The organism is Henriciella sp. (assembly GCF_029936995.1).
Classification (GTDB): domain Bacteria; phylum Pseudomonadota; class Alphaproteobacteria; order Caulobacterales; family Hyphomonadaceae; genus Henriciella.
The window spans coordinates 30,505-44,588 of record NZ_JAPYRE010000003.1 but is presented as its reverse complement, the minus strand read 5'-3'; the positions used below and the strand labels follow the sequence as shown (position 1 = coordinate 44,588).

Here is a 14,084-nt window from a genome sequence, read left to right as displayed (position 1 = left end):
GCGAAATCCCTATAAAACCGCTCCTGCACAGGGCCGATTCATGGTATGAATCTGCATGCGGATCGACCTTCGAAACCTGCCCTCCGATACGGCGCTTCTGCACCAGCTGGTGCGGGATATGGCGAGCGTTGTCGAGCGCCGGGAAGACGAGATCGAACAGCTCCAGGCGATCATCAAGAAGCTGCAGCGGATGCAGTTCGGGCGAAGCGCCGAGCGGCTCGATCCCGGCCAGCTGGCGCTCGGTCTTGAGGACATCAATGGCGATATCGGGCGTGTCGAAGAAAGCCAGCCAGCGGCCATTGCGGACGTTCCAGACCCGCCGGCGCACCGAAAACCTTTGCCCGATCATCTGCCGCGTGAGGAGGTCCGGATCGACACCGATCATCAGGGCTGCCCGGGATGTGGCGGCACGCTTCATGGTATGGGCGAAAGTGTCAGCGAAATGCTCGACTGGGTCCCTGCGCAGCTTCGTGTTGTGCGGATCATACGGCCGAAATATGCCTGCCGGGCGTGCGGAACGATGGCGCAGGCGCCCGCGCCGGAACGCATCATGGCAGGCGGGCTTGCCACGCCAGCGCTGCTCGCGCAGGTGCTGGTCAGCAAATATTGCGACCACACGCCGCTCTACCGGCAATCCCAGATCTTCGCCCGGCACGGCGTCGATCTCTCGCGCTCGACGCTCGCCGGATGGGTTGGCGGGGCCTGCTGGTGGCTGGAAGCCCTGCATGAAAGACTCTGTGCGAACGTGTTCGCTTCGGACCATCTGTTCGCCGACGATACGCCGGTTCCGGTGCTCGATCCGGGCCGCGGAAAGACCAGGACCGGTCGGCTCTGGGTCTATGCCCGTGAGCAGCGCGGCTGGGGCGGAGCAGACCCGCCCGCTGCAGTGTTCCTGTTCGCGCCGGACCGGAAAGCTGAGCGACCGATTGCCCATCTCCGGGACTTCAAGGGTGTTCTTCATGTCGATGGGTATGCCGGGTTCGAGCAGGTTGCCGCGCGCCCCGAAGTGACGCTCGCAGCCTGCTGGGCGCACACGCGGCGCAAGTTCTACGACGTGGCCCAGGCCACCGGGTCGCCGATTGCCGAAGAGGCGTTGCGCCGCATCGCCGGGCTCTATGCGGTCGAGGCAGACATCCGTGGCAAGGCCCCGCACTGGCGGCTCGCCGCGCGCCGCAAATCGTCCGCGCCGCGTGTTGAAAATCTCCGTGCCTGGCTTGAAGGGCAACTTGCGAAGATCCCTGAACGCAGCACGCTTGCCGGGGCCGTCCGCTACGCCCTCGGCCGCTGGAAAGGCCTCACCCGATTCCTCGACGATGGCCGCATCGAGCTTGATACCAACCCGGTCGAGCGCGCGATCCGGCCCGTCGCGCTCGGACGCAAGAACCATCTGTTCGCCGGCAGCGATGGCGGAGCACACCGCTGGGCGATCCTCTGCTCGCTGATCGAAACGGCAAAACTGAACGGCGTCGAGCCCTACGCCTACCTCGCCGATATCCTCCAGCGTATGGCCGATGGCTATCCCGCAAACCGGCTCGCCGAACTGCTGCCATGGGCCTGGAAAGCCGAGAATCCCGTCAAGGTCTGACATTATGTGTCACCTCCGGACGCATACGGTTCGCCCGTCTTTTCCGTTCCCACGTCTGCAGCCCCTTGCACCGGTGTGCACCTCGTCAGTTTCCGGACCGGATAATGAGGACCGCGACGCCCTCCAGATGACGCTTGTCCAGCAGCCCGAAGTAACGTCCATCCAGTGACCGTGGGTGCGGGTTGAGAAGAAAAACCTCATCCTGTCCTAGCGTTTGGCACCCCCTCCAGACCGGGAGATATCGCCCCCTCCGGTCCTGTTCGCGGGCCCATGAGGCGAGCTCATCATTGATCAGGATGGCTGCGCCATACCGGCAGATTCTGTCACCGGAAAGGCCTGCAACCTGCTTGATAAGGGGCCAGTCCTTGCCGACATATCCGTTCGCTTCTGCCCATTCTGCGGGCTTGCTTTGCGCAGATACCAGAACCCAGTCACCTCTTTCCACCAGGCTTTGCCTTATCCAGTAAAGGCCTCTCGGCGCACTGTCAGTGCGGTTCCAGACCAGCTTGTCCCTGACAGGAAATATGAAAACTGCAGAGGCTAACGTGGCGGCTGCGAGCACCACAAACACCCATCTCCATCTCATTGACCGGGTTTGGCCCGCTCGGATGTCGAGACGAACGCGTTACGGTTCGACCAGTCATCGAGGCTCTTGCGGGTATAGAAAACGCGCGCGCCATGCTTGCGGTAAATGGGCCCCCGGCCCTCACACCGGTAATGATCAAGTGTCGAACGTTTCAGGCGCAGATAGGCAGCGGCTTCCACGACATTCAGAAGCGCATTCTCGTCACTGCGCGCGAGGCCCTTGTGTGGCGTATCGGTCATGACTGTTTCCTTTCATCTCCGGTCTCATCCGATGAGATCAGCCTGCCAGGCGCTGCGCGAAACCGAAGAGGGAAAACACGAGCCCATCTTATTTCACCACGCCATTAACCATACCCGGACATGAAAAGCCGCCCCGGACAAAAGTCCGGGACGGCTTGATTGGAGTCTGAACCTCAGCCCTAGTCGCGGGCATTCCAGAGGATGACGTGACGGCCTTTCTTGCCCTTGACCGGGGCCAGATTGGCGAAGATCCGGCGCGGGCCGATCTGCGGGTCGGCGAGCGTGAGCGAGAGATAATCGCGGCCAGAGGCTTTTGACTTTCTCATCCAGCCGCCACCGATTTCGGTCGAAGTCTCGCCGGCATAGATGCGAAAGTCCGGCTGGCCGTCTTCGGCCTTTTCCGCATTCTTCTCGATGCGGATCGAGGCCGACAGGTTCATCATTGCGAGTGTGCCTTCGAAGCCGATCTTGGTTTCGCTGACATATCCGAGTGCGTTTGCCATGGTGTTTTTCCTTTCATTCCTTGGCTCTGGTCTCGGGGAACCCCTTGTTCCCGTCGACGCCGGACCGTCAGGACGGTCGGGCGGATGGCCCGAACCTGAAAGGGCGAAGCGCAAGCGAAGCACCGTCTCGGGCCCTTAATTTTGCTGCGCGAGGAAGCTGCGTAGCAGCGGGGAAAATTCAGGGCCCGAGACGGTTTCAGGGCCAGACGAAGGCCGTCCAGGTCATACGGCAAGAGACGGGACAAAGGGATCTGAATACTTTTGCCAATGGAAGTTGAAAAAGCCCCCCCCCAAAACACTCTCTGATATTTGACGAGTTTCCAGAACGGGTATTGATCGACAACGAACTGGAATTCCACAGAGAAGGGGCAGCTATCGCGATCGAAACGAAACGAAAAAACGAAACTATGTGCCGCGACGGGTCTTCGCTCAAGTTCTGGTGTGGCCATCCTGATTATTGTGCAGAGCGTGACAATACTTACTCCCGAAACGTCCTTGCCGTCGCCTCAACGAGCATGCCAGAGATTCCTCCCTTACGGATCCGGTTGATAGAAGAAGTTCGGCTCGAACATACACACCCGCTCTAAGTTCAGGCTTCGCCCAACCTCGAATACTTCCACGACGGGCTGGATCAGGGCGTCCATTCTGGAGAATGAGCCACCTCTGATGATCAGAAGCCGCCCCTCATAGTGGAGGGCTTCCAGCAAATCGCCAGCTCGCACGGACTTGTCCCAAGTAATGTCGCCCGGTAGTAGCTCCAGTCGGTGTTTGTCCGTTATAAGACTTCCCATATCCAGATCGGAAAAGACGGCATCATCGGTAATCTCGTCCCGGCGCGCCGTTGCGACGGCGTCATTATCAAGCGGCACCAAATAAAGGCGATCATAATATCGGCCTTGCAGTGTCTGAGAGACCCGTATCAGGGCCGATTGATCGAACCGGTCATCGTCAACAGTTGTTAGCTGAAGGAGCTCAGGTTGCGACGGATCCGGTCTCCAGTATTTGTTATATACGGTGTGTAGATATTGGTCACGGAAAGTGGAAAGGTTTGCGACAGGAGACCCAATCGACCGAGCCCGGTACCGAGTGTTCAATTCAGTGATTAGTCGGTCGCAAAGCTCGTGGTCGCGTTCACTCACGAACTGAAAGCCGTCGGACGGGCGGCCAGTCACCCCCAAATCAGTCGGCCGTAACGCCGCCAAGGCCGAATTGTCAGCCGACGCTTGCACATCGCGTGCCTGTGCTCCGCCCTCGAAGCACGCAGTCAGGAGAAGCGACAAGAATGCTGCGACGCCAGCCGCAGCTAATCCGCCTTGTAGCTTAGGCTGCAAGGTTACGTCTTTTTCCGCCCCGCCAGACGCGCTGGAAATGTTCACTGACTCCGCCTTGCAATCTTGTCCCTCTTGCCCAACGACATCACGAAGGGCCATTTATTCCTCCTGAACACTATAGCTGGATGTGAATTGGCAGAGAAGTTCACCGTGATCGGCTGAGTTCATTTCGAAGATGCTCAGTAAAGCTGGCTGATCATTGCGCGCAGGCGAAACTGCAGCCAGATAGGCGCGGCTATCCAGCTTTATGAGCGTAGTTCCCACCCACTTGATCCCACTCTCGTGTCGCCAGACGTACTCGCTTAGAAGTTTTGGAAACAGGTTTTTGCCAGCACGCAGCTCTCTTGCCGTAAACTTCATAGGCGGGTCTTCAGCATCCGGATTTATTCCGACCATCAGCCCAGGGTATTTTACGCCGAGGCTCCACAGCACCCAGAAGATGCGTTCTGGCTTGCCTGTATTGAACACATCCACGTCTGCAGCATAAACCTCGCTGCCTGCCTTGCTGCCCACCAGGAACGGTTTCATGGAGCCGGGAACATCCGCGTAGACGAATATTGGCGGATATTCGCGATACATTTCCGGCTCATAGTCATTGACGGTAGTTAGTATAGCCGGGCAGATCTCCGATTTTGTAATGCAGGTTGTATAGAAATCCTTTGGGCGGTTATGCACATATGCCTCAAGATCTATCCGCGTTTTGTTCGATGTCAGACACTTGTCCAGCTGGACTAACTGCGCGTCTTCCATTGCGTCCGGGTTTTCCAGAGCAAGAGATTGCGCTTCTGATTCCAAGGCGTTTTCTCCAAGAGAGCACGATGAACTGAGTGCCGTGGCGAGAAGCCCCGCCAGTAAAGTATGCCTGATGCGTTGATTTTGGGGTCGAGAATTCTGGCACACAGTTCTGCTCCAACAGATTTCGGCCTGTAGTTGAAAACTATCGCTAAGCCTTGTGGACGAGACAAGGCAAAACTCGCCTTTTGAGGCATGAACAATTCTTAATCCATCTGCCTGTTAACTAGATTTGTAATGAATTGGCTTTGTCGCAGAAGCAGTCCTCATATGTAGCGGCATAGACATCTCGAAAACTCTTACCAATGACCATAAAATTCAACTTGACTGATAATGAGCGTTTGATTTGGCGAACTTTTGCCAGCTACCTAAAGTAGCAGTCTGTCAAGAGCTGATATCGATCAATAAAAAAGGCTGTTCTTGCCGGACAAGTTGTAGTCTGCGATGGGCCAGTCGACTGCTCTCCAGGGCAAAAACACGAGCCGGAGCAAAATTAAAAAAAGTTGTATAAGTGCCGCAACGGGCGGCATCATCGCCCATTATTGGCTATGCGAAGCAATGCATCTTTCAGGTAACAGCGCCGTCTGCGTTTCGCGGCGACACAACTTGCGACATTCTTGAAACGCTTCACAGGAACGGCTATACCCCACAAAACATAAAACTGTAGGGTATGCATGCAGAGCCACCCCCTTTCCGTCCAAACCACCTATCAGGACCTTGTCGAGGCCCAAAGGATGCGGGCCGTTTCCGAGCTCGGTGGCAGACCCTTCCTGAAAGATGCAAATGGCAATCGCTACTGGTATGCACGCCAGAGGATTGGCGACCGCGTGGTGGACAGATATATCGGGCCCGACACAGCGCAACTGAGAGACCATATCGCACAGGCCCGCGAAGCGGCAGAAGACACAAGGCAGTTCGAACGCCGGTGTGCCAGTATGGTCGCGCAGTTACGTGCAGCGGGTGTTCCTGCCGTGGACCGCGACACTGGCAAGGTTCTCAACGCCATGGCGCGCGTCGGCACATTCCGGCTGGGCGGAACGCTTGTCGGGACACATGCCTTCCGCATGTACAGCGCCGAACTCGGCGTGGGTTTTCCCGAAGCTCTCGGCATTACGTCAGATGTCGACATTGCCGCCTTCGAAAATCTCAAACTCGTCATCGACGATGCTGTCGATCCCTCACTTGCGGAGACCTTCAGGGACCTGAAACTGACCCCGGCCCCCGGTCTCGACCGCAAGAACAGACCCACACGCTGGGTGATGACGGGCGGGGGGGCCATGGTCGATTTCCTGGTGCCGAAAATGCGCGCCGAGAAGGATATTGTCCTGCTGAAACCACTTGGAGTCTATGCCCAGGCCCTCTCCTTCCTGAACTTCCTGATTGCCGATCCGATCCCAGCTGTCGGCCTCTACCGGAGCGGTGTGCTGGTCCAGATTCCGCGCCCGGAACGCTATGCCATTCACAAGCTCATCACAGCTACCCGGCGCCGTTCAACGTCTGCAGCGAAGAGCAGGAAGGACCTTGCGCAGGCAGACCTTCTGATATCGATCCTTTCCGAAGACAGGCCCCACGAACTCCAGGAGGCGTTCGAACTTGCCATGGGTTCAGGGCCTCAATGGCGCGAGACCCTTGAGGCAAGTCTCAAGAAACTTCCAGAAGCTGCCGCGGCCCTGAAGGCCTGAAGGCCTGAAGGCCTGAAGACCGGCGCGCCACTGAGCCGGTCAGAGGGATTGTCCACCAGAACAAACCGCCCGGTGCAGCCTGCACCGGGCGAGGTATTCATGCTAACTGGAAGACAGGCGTTTCAGGCGGCGTCGGATTGGGAAACGGTGGCGTCTGTCTTCGTGTCTGCGGCTCGCGTCTCGAAAAGACCTGCAACTCTCTCCCACGCCTCGGCCGGCGGGGACCCGGCACCATCGACAAGCCGGACAGGGGGCAGCTGCATCCAGCCGGGCCGCCAGTCCGGGCTGGCCTCGCAGCCCTCGCCCGCAATGCGGTTGCGCAGCACCTGCTTCTGTGCCTTTCCGGTCTCGGTCCGACAGCTATCGGCCAGCGACTGCGTGCCGATATCGGCAACCATCGCATTGATGGCGCGCTTGTCGCGGACAAGTTCAAAGAAGGCTGCATCCGGTTTCCAGCGCGCTGCAAGGTCAGTGCCGCAGACATGTAGAAGCGCTTCTGAAACACCGTTCCCAGCCTCAAGCGTCTCGGCCATGACAGCAGCCAGAACGCTCAGCACTTCATCATCCGACATGGCGAGCAAGGCCGAAAACACCTCGCAAAGGCGGTAATCGTCACCATTTCGACGCATCGCCGGACTGGTGTTAAGCGCCCGGAACAGGGCCTCCATTCCGGTCTTTGCCTCCGCCAGCTCCGCAACAGACTTCGAGTCTTCAACACTCGCTTGCGTCTCGGCTCTCCGGGTCCTGACCTCATGTGGCCGCACGTCCCAGAGCGCACTGCCGCACATGGCATGCGCCACCATAAGACGAAGCGCAATCGCAGGCGACCCAGCAAGGCTCGCCTGCGCAGCGGCATGACGGTGAAGCAGGATGTATTCTGCCAATGGCCCGGACATTTCAGGCCGGACCGCTGCCGGAGCGGAACCAGCCTCCCCCTTTGCCGCGCGCTCCCGCCTGCGGGCCTCCGCAGAACTGATATGCCCCTCATGGAATAGCGTCGTGCCATCATGGCGGATTTCGATATAGACCTTGCCGCCATTTTCCCTGTCACACGCCACATGGTCCCAGCGCTGGAAATATGCCCCGCGTTCAAGACAGACCACATCGCTCCAGCCCTCTGCGAGATAGGCCTCTATCCGGGCCGCAATCGCGGCTGATTGCGCCTGCCAGAAGGCATCGGCATCGGCAAACACGCCGTGGTCTCCAAACAGGTCGGCAGTGACCTGACCGTCATAAGCATCGAGGTCGAACAGGGCCTTGTCGGTGGTGATCGTGGTCCCGCCCGTGATCCATGCCTTGCAGGACCACCCAATTGGAGCCCGTTCGGTCTCACTCTCCCAGAGCCGCAGCCACGCGGCCTGCTGGTCCTCTGTGGCAAGCGTGAGCGCCCGGATCGTCTCGCGGTCCAGTTCGTCTTCTGCATAGAGCTTGCGGATCGGAGCCGACAGCGAGGCAAGCGCCAGCACGCGCCGGACAAGTAGCTCTGTTACACCGAAGAAGGCTGCAATGTCCCCGACCGCCCTGCCCTCCTCATGCAAGCGCCTGAAGGCTTCGTATTGCTCCATTTCCGTGGCGGGCAGCCGTCCGACATTCTCGATGACGGAGGCGGCAATCGCACTCGCGGCATCCTTCTCTGTCATGACCGCGCAGGGCACCAGCGGCGTCTCGCCTGTCTCCTTCGCGATCTCCTTCAGGGCGAAGAAACGGCGGCGTCCGGCAATGACACCGTAATACTTGCCCTCACGGCGCACCAGCAGGGTCTGGCGGACCCCTTTTTCGCGGATCGATGGCAGGATATCCGAGACATCGGGTTTCCTGCGTCCATGCCGCATATTGAGTTTTGACATTCTGAGCTCATCGAGCGGGATATGTCTGAGGTCGGGCTGTGCCATACTGGTCTCCTTTTCTGGCGGGTAGAAAGAGAGACCGAGCGCCCATGCCGGGTCTCTCCAGTTGATTTTCGTATAGGCAAAGCCGTCGCCGTCGCGGGCGGCATCGGGATCGGTCTCGCCCTCGTCATAGTCGCGGATCGTGATCAGGGGCGCGCGGCCTTCCACCCAGATTTCAACAATCCGGGCTCCGGCAATGACCAGTGTCAGCCGGGGGCGCGGACCGAGCAGGTCCGTCAGAACACGCGCCGAACTCATGAGGCTCTCCAGCCCGAAACAGTTTCAACAAGATGTTTCGCGGCGTCATTCGCCGTCGCCAGCGCGTCCGGCAAAAGCTCGTTTGCGACGTCGCTCAGATAGCTGTTGTCAGTGTCTGGATAATTGCATTCGATGCCCCAGAGGCTCGCGGCATGATTGTCGAGGTGGATGCCGTCGCGCTCTACCGAGAGAACGATCCCGCAATAGAACCACTCATCCTTGCGCCACGCCTCCATGACCGCTTCAGCCTGTTTGAGGGCAGCATCATAGCGCTGGCGGGGCCGATTACCGGGACCAATGAAACCCGGATCGCCAATATCGAGCGAAGGCCAGAACCCGTCCTGGCGTTCGTCAGGACCGTCAGGGCAGTCATCGCGCACAATCCGTGCCGTCACCGTGAAGCCCCCGGCCTCACACCGGATCGTGTCGCCTTCACAGGCAAGACTGTCGAAACGTTCGGTAAAAGCCATGACGTTCACCGCGTCCAGAAGACGTGAACGTCTTCGAACCCTGTTTCGAACATCATGATGTCGCCATTGAGCTCCATGTCGCGGGCGAGCGCGGACCAGTCGATATAGTATTCAAGAACGGAAGCGATTTCGGTCCCGGTGTCCCGGTGCAGCGCCTCGGCAAAGTCCGCCGCACTTCGATGGCATCCGGCATAATCGTCGAAGGCGGCGCGGGCCTGTTCAAGGTCACCGCCGAAGTGGCGATGTACCAGCCCACCGAGCCTGCCATGTTCAGCAATGAAATCGGCAAGTCCGCAAGCCGTCTCGAAGCTCGCATATTCGGAAAGCTCAGCCCCTTCAAAGCCGTCATGATCATGGATCGCCCATTCTTCGGCCTCCGGCAGCGGTGAGTCTGCCAGCATGGCACGGACCTCCACCATCACCTCATCCGGCGTCGTTGCTTCGATCCAGCGCCCGTGCAGATGGCCCGCATTATAGGCCGCAAGGCACGCGACATAGATGCGCGGCTGCGGCCGGGGCGCAGCGGTAACAGGCTTGGCAGCAGAGGATTGGGGGTGTGGTGTGGTCATCGTGTCAGTCTCGTTTCCCCGCCCCAGCGTCCCTCCCGCATCAGGCGGGGGTGGGCGGCGAGAAGGCCGGCAGGCCGGACCCGTCAGCCGCTGGCGCAAGGCGCGCGAGGTATGACGCGGTCCATGCTTTCATACGGATTTCAGATCCGGCGCCTTGCGCCAGTGGCGGGTCCGGGCAGACCGGTCGTCCGCCCACCCGCGCCTGAAAGGGAAGAGTCCGGATGACGGGAATGAGCGCGGGAACCGGACCACGCCCACAACGCCGAATCCGGTCATATCTGAATGTCATGAGCCTGCATGTACGAGATTTCCGTGAAGCCGACCGCAAAGCTGTCGTCTCACTCTGGGATGCCTGCGCCCTGACGCGGCCCTGGAATGACCCGGATGGCGATATCGATCTGGCGCTCAGAAGCCGGGAGGCGACACTGCTGGTCGGCTCCAGTCAAGACGTGATCGTGGCAACTGTCATGGTCGGCCATGACGGTCATCGCGGATGGGTCTACTATCTGGCGGTCGATGCCCGTCATCGTGGGCATGGTCATGGCCGCGAAATGATGGCCGAGGCCGAACTCTGGCTCGCCTCCAGGCGCATTCCAAAGGTCCAGCTCATGGTGCGGGCGGACAATGCCGACGCCGGGCACCTCTATGAGACCCTTGGCTATGAACGGCAGAAGGTCAGCGTGTTCGGCAAATGGCTCGGACCGGAACGGCCGCAGGACGGATAAGGCTGGCAAATAACTATGGACACCAGGCAGCCCGCGACCCCTCTGGCGCAAGACAGTGGGACGCGCGGGCTGGCGCGATCACCGGTGAGACACCCGCACGCCGCAGGGCTGCCCGCTCCGGGCAGGCATGGGGTCCGGAGACGAGCCGGGCTGCTGGCGGCGCGTGCCGCCAGCAGAACAGCCCCCGCGCCCCTGCGCAGGGTGATCGCCATATCATGGCCTGAGGCCAGGCAAGGCGTCAGAAGAGTTTCCAGAGGCCCGTCACCGCCATGAAAACCAGGACAAGGATGCCGAGAAAACTCAGGACGAACACCAGCCGTCCGAGAAACTCTCCCCATCCGAATATCAGGAACGCCGGACGATCGGTCCGGGGCTCCAGCCCACTCCTGCCAGACTTCCTGTTACCCATCGCTCCTGCCTATTCGCACCAGCCCGGTTTGCGCGTCATCGCCCGGCTCCCCTCATGCGGCCACGGCTTCAGCAGCCCTTCCCGCAACCCGGCCCTGGCCACATCCTCGCCATTGGCGCTGAGCCCGATCACGGTGCGGCCATACCGGTCGGGTGTTTCCTGATGGGTGATTTCGAGATCGGCCTCCCGTGTAAGCTCGACCATGAAGGCTTTCGCCCTGAAACCGAGCTCACGCTCCTGCTCGCAGTCCGCGCCACCAATTGCCGCGCCGACCCCACCCGTTTCAGGTGCATCGACATCTGCGAGGCGAAAGTCCATGCCGTATAGTCGGCCACTGTCACCGTCCGACCAGTAGATCGGAGACAGCCGCGCCTGCTCCTCGGAGGACGCGAACGAGCAGGCGCCGAGACCGGCTGCGAGAAAAAGCCATTTCATGGCTTGGTTACCTAGCCGGATTCGCGGGGCACAGATCATGTCAGTTGCTGTCGTGCATTTGCTTGAGTTTCGCAATGGCCTGCGCGCGAAAGACGCCGAGGCGCGATTCCTTCGACCTCTCAATAACCACCTCCTGGACAGAGACCCGGCGCACCGCCCGCCGCGCCAGGCGCTCATGCTCCAGGCAATCGAGATCATGGGCAATATGGCAGATATAGCGTTCCAGGGCCTCGACCGTGTGGAGATCGGACGGAAAACGGGCCAGCGAGACATGGCCTTCACGGGTCAGATAGGATGGGCGTTCGCTCGTCATTTCCTCAGACACCCTTTATGTGGAACCTCTAGTAACATAACAAGGCAAAGTCGGAAGCGGGCAACTCCGCGACATATTCTCTTACAGGTTATCATACACACGGCGCTTACCTGGTGCACTAAGACATTGGTCGCAAAATAATTCCACTTCGAATATAGACAGCTCCCCACGACGCGCCTCCACCTGTGCGGGAGGGGCGTGCCAGAACGCCTGCCGCTCATTCCATCAGACCGCCAATGGGGCTGCCTACGGCCAGGTGATGGGAGAATCCCTGACTGTGCATGCCGGCCTGCAGGCACCCCGCCGGCACAAGAGTGCAGAAAGGACGCACATCATGAAAGCAAGACAGGTGACTTGGGTCGAACGCAATGAGGACGATCCGGCGCGCCGCATCTCCAGGCTCGGAGGGGAGGATTTCAGCCACTCCATCCTGGAGGCCATCATGAACATCCATCATGGTGTCTGCCGTTACTGGCTGGTCCATGAAGGGGCCCCGGTCTGGATCGTCCTGGATACCAGGCCGGGCCCGGCCTATCTCCGCGGCGAACATGACCCTGGTGAACCGGACACCCTTCTCAGCCTGTCCGAACCACCCAAGACCGACTAAGATGACCTGATAATAGCGGGCTATGGGCCACATGGCCCATAGCCCCACCACCCGGACCACCGGATTCCATCTCGTATATACAATATCAAACCGGGGCGGTACCGCGGAAAAAACGCCCGCACTTTCAAGCCCCCGGCTTCATCGCCTCTCAACCCCGGTTGACTATGGATTCTACCTGTAATTTCATATCGTCTCCCATAATACTCACCGTGTCGGGGTACGCTCTGGCCGCGGACTGACAGGACAACGGCAATGGCCAGCAAGCCGGTAGACGACCAGGCAGGCAGGGGCTGGAAGGCGTTAGTGGTTTCCGGGACCGGCCTGTTCCGTTCGGGAGACCTCACAGGTGCTGCCCGGATGTTCCGGCGTGCGATCCGCCTTCGCCCGTATGAGCCACGAACCCACTACCAGCTTGCCAGTATACTCCTGCGCGACGGCAAGGCCCACGAAGCCAGCCGTATCTTCCGGGAGGCAACGCGCCTCGCGCCCCGTATGGCCGAAAGCTGGCACGGGCTGGGTCTGGCCCTTCATGCGTCCGGCGACGGCCGCGCGGCACTGTCAGCCTTCCGGACATGCGTAAGGATCGATGCCGGGATATGGCGGGCCTGGCAGTCCATTGCAGACATAACCCCGTCCGAGCATGAGCGGATATCTGCCCTGAAAATGGCCAGGCAACATCTTGGCAAGCTCGCCAGCCAGCCAACAGCCGGACCCGCTAAACTGGTATACTATGCCGATGCCTTGGCTGACATGCTTGATTTCGAAGAGGTGGCAAGGCTGATCGCGGCGCGGGCTGAGGCTTTTCCCGACCGCGCGACCGCCAGTGAGCGCCACGCGCGAGCGCTCTACAATACCGGCAACTATCAGGGCGCCTTTCGACAGATGACGAGCGCCCTTGCCGCAACCCGGCCCTGTCCGGCCAGCGGGCCGGACCTCGATACGCCAGCCGCCCTCGACGTCCTTGACGAGGTCTGCACCGTCTTGTCCAGGGCGGGCCTTGCGGCCTTTCCCGCCTCCGGCACCCTGCTCGGCCTGGTGCGCGACGGCCATCTCCTGGCCCATGACCGGGATGTCGATATCGGCATCCTCCAGGCCGGCGCACAACGCCCCGACCTCGCACGCTTCATCCGCCGCCATCCCGGCCTGATGCTGGAGCGGCGTGCCCGCCCGGGGGACCGCTACTTCGCCCTGACCTGCCGCGGTATCGCTGTCGATCTCTTTGTCTATACACGCCGGGGAGACCATACGCTCTGCGGGTTCAGCGACCTGCCGGGCGACATCCAGTGGCGGTTCGCAAAATTCAGCCTGCGCGAAGCGTGTTTCGGCCAGCTGACCTGCACCATCCCCGCCGACCCGCGCCGCTATCTCGCGGAAAGCTATGGCCCTGGCTGGACGCGACAGGATACTGGCTTTGCCTCTGCCATCAGCTCACCCGCCCTTTTCGAAACCGATCCGTTTGCGAGAGCTTTCTATAGCGCCGGGCGGGCACGTGCCGCGATCAGGGCCGGCGACACTGCAAAAGCAAGAGCCCTCATCCATCAGTCCCCCATTCCCATAATCCTGCAAGGAGAGCGGACCCATGAAATGAACACATAGGACGGCCCGCCACTCTACAGTCACCTGCCCGCCGGCTGCCCACGACAGCCCGGACAAAAGATATTACGCTTTCGCTCTAATACATTGATTTAACT

Annotated in this window: 16 protein-coding genes; 5 read left to right on the top strand and 11 right to left on the bottom strand. The window is 60.2% G+C overall.

Features of this window, described 5'->3' with window-relative positions:
• Positions 1-55: 55 nt before the first annotated feature.
• Positions 56-1,585, top strand: a complete 1,530-nt coding sequence (locus Q1K31_RS07370; RefSeq protein WP_290759902.1) for an IS66 family transposase — start codon at positions 56-58, stop codon at positions 1,583-1,585.
• 85 nt (positions 1,586-1,670) lie between these two features.
• Here the strand turns inward: Q1K31_RS07370 and Q1K31_RS07365 are convergent, their stop codons facing one another.
• The 5 genes from Q1K31_RS07365 to Q1K31_RS07345 all read right to left on the bottom strand — a co-directional run bounded on the left by Q1K31_RS07365 (position 1,671) and on the right by Q1K31_RS07345 (position 5,039).
• Positions 1,671-2,171, bottom strand: a complete 501-nt coding sequence (locus tag Q1K31_RS07365) for a S26 family signal peptidase (RefSeq protein ID WP_300378338.1) — start codon at positions 2,169-2,171, stop codon at positions 1,671-1,673.
• Positions 2,168-2,410 (bottom strand): helix-turn-helix domain-containing protein, encoded by a 243-nt coding sequence (locus tag Q1K31_RS07360; RefSeq protein WP_300378336.1) that lies wholly within the window; start codon positions 2,408-2,410, stop codon positions 2,168-2,170. The genes Q1K31_RS07365 and Q1K31_RS07360 overlap by 4 nt, the downstream gene beginning before the upstream one ends.
• Before the next feature lie 179 nt (positions 2,411-2,589).
• A complete protein-coding gene (locus Q1K31_RS07355) occupies positions 2,590-2,913 on the bottom strand; it encodes a DUF736 domain-containing protein (protein ID WP_300378334.1) in 324 nt (107 codons plus the stop codon).
• 533 nt (positions 2,914-3,446) lie between these two features.
• Positions 3,447-4,343, bottom strand: coding sequence for a hypothetical protein (locus tag Q1K31_RS07350; RefSeq protein ID WP_300378332.1), 897 nt, complete (start codon positions 4,341-4,343; stop codon positions 3,447-3,449).
• The gene (locus Q1K31_RS07345) at positions 4,344-5,039 is read right to left on the bottom strand and encodes a hypothetical protein (RefSeq protein ID WP_300378330.1); all 696 of its coding nucleotides are present in this window, start codon (positions 5,037-5,039) and stop codon (positions 4,344-4,346) included.
• A 671-nt stretch (positions 5,040-5,710) separates the two neighbouring features.
• Here Q1K31_RS07345 and Q1K31_RS07340 point away from each other — a divergent pair.
• On the top strand, positions 5,711-6,718 hold the full coding sequence (locus tag Q1K31_RS07340) for a GSU2403 family nucleotidyltransferase fold protein (RefSeq protein ID WP_300378328.1): 1,008 nt from the start codon (positions 5,711-5,713) through the stop codon (positions 6,716-6,718).
• 122 nt (positions 6,719-6,840) lie between these two features.
• Here the strand turns inward: Q1K31_RS07340 and Q1K31_RS07335 are convergent, their stop codons facing one another.
• From Q1K31_RS07335 to Q1K31_RS07325, 3 genes are read right to left on the bottom strand one after another with little or no spacing between them, the layout of a single operon-like run.
• Entirely contained in the window at positions 6,841-8,865 is a 2,025-nt protein-coding gene (locus Q1K31_RS07335; protein ID WP_300378326.1) for a ParB/RepB/Spo0J family partition protein, read from the bottom strand.
• Complete coding sequence (locus tag Q1K31_RS07330) at positions 8,862-9,335, bottom strand: hypothetical protein (RefSeq protein ID WP_300378324.1); 474 nt, start codon at positions 9,333-9,335, stop codon at positions 8,862-8,864. The genes Q1K31_RS07335 and Q1K31_RS07330 overlap by 4 nt, the downstream gene beginning before the upstream one ends.
• A 5-nt stretch (positions 9,336-9,340) precedes the next feature.
• The gene (locus tag Q1K31_RS07325; RefSeq protein WP_300378322.1) at positions 9,341-9,904 is read right to left on the bottom strand and encodes an antirestriction protein ArdA; all 564 of its coding nucleotides are present in this window, start codon (positions 9,902-9,904) and stop codon (positions 9,341-9,343) included.
• Between the two features lie 230 nt (positions 9,905-10,134).
• Here Q1K31_RS07325 and Q1K31_RS07320 point away from each other — a divergent pair, with 230 nt between their 5' ends.
• Entirely contained in the window at positions 10,135-10,629 is a 495-nt protein-coding gene (locus Q1K31_RS07320) for a GNAT family acetyltransferase (RefSeq protein WP_300378320.1), read from the top strand.
• A gap of 238 nt (positions 10,630-10,867) precedes the next feature.
• On the opposite strand, the gene Q1K31_RS07315 is transcribed toward Q1K31_RS07320, so the two are convergent.
• From Q1K31_RS07315 to Q1K31_RS07305, 3 genes are read right to left on the bottom strand one after another with little or no spacing between them, the layout of a single operon-like run.
• Positions 10,868-11,038, bottom strand: coding sequence for a hypothetical protein (locus Q1K31_RS07315; protein ID WP_300378318.1), 171 nt, complete (start codon positions 11,036-11,038; stop codon positions 10,868-10,870).
• Between the two features lie 9 nt (positions 11,039-11,047).
• Complete coding sequence (locus tag Q1K31_RS07310) at positions 11,048-11,473, bottom strand: thermonuclease family protein (RefSeq protein ID WP_300378316.1); 426 nt, start codon at positions 11,471-11,473, stop codon at positions 11,048-11,050.
• A 40-nt stretch (positions 11,474-11,513) separates the two neighbouring features.
• Positions 11,514-11,786: a hypothetical protein gene (locus Q1K31_RS07305; protein ID WP_300378314.1), complete on the bottom strand. Its 273-nt coding sequence runs from the start codon at positions 11,784-11,786 to the stop codon at positions 11,514-11,516.
• A gap of 334 nt (positions 11,787-12,120) precedes the next feature.
• Here Q1K31_RS07305 and Q1K31_RS07300 point away from each other — a divergent pair, with 334 nt between their 5' ends.
• Both Q1K31_RS07300 and Q1K31_RS07295 read left to right on the top strand, forming a co-directional pair.
• Entirely contained in the window at positions 12,121-12,393 is a 273-nt protein-coding gene (locus Q1K31_RS07300; RefSeq protein ID WP_300378312.1) for a hypothetical protein, read from the top strand.
• Positions 12,394-12,645: 252 nt separating this feature from the next.
• A complete protein-coding gene (locus Q1K31_RS07295; RefSeq protein WP_300378310.1) occupies positions 12,646-13,989 on the top strand; it encodes a tetratricopeptide repeat protein in 1,344 nt (447 codons plus the stop codon).
• Positions 13,990-14,084 lie beyond the last annotated feature (95 nt).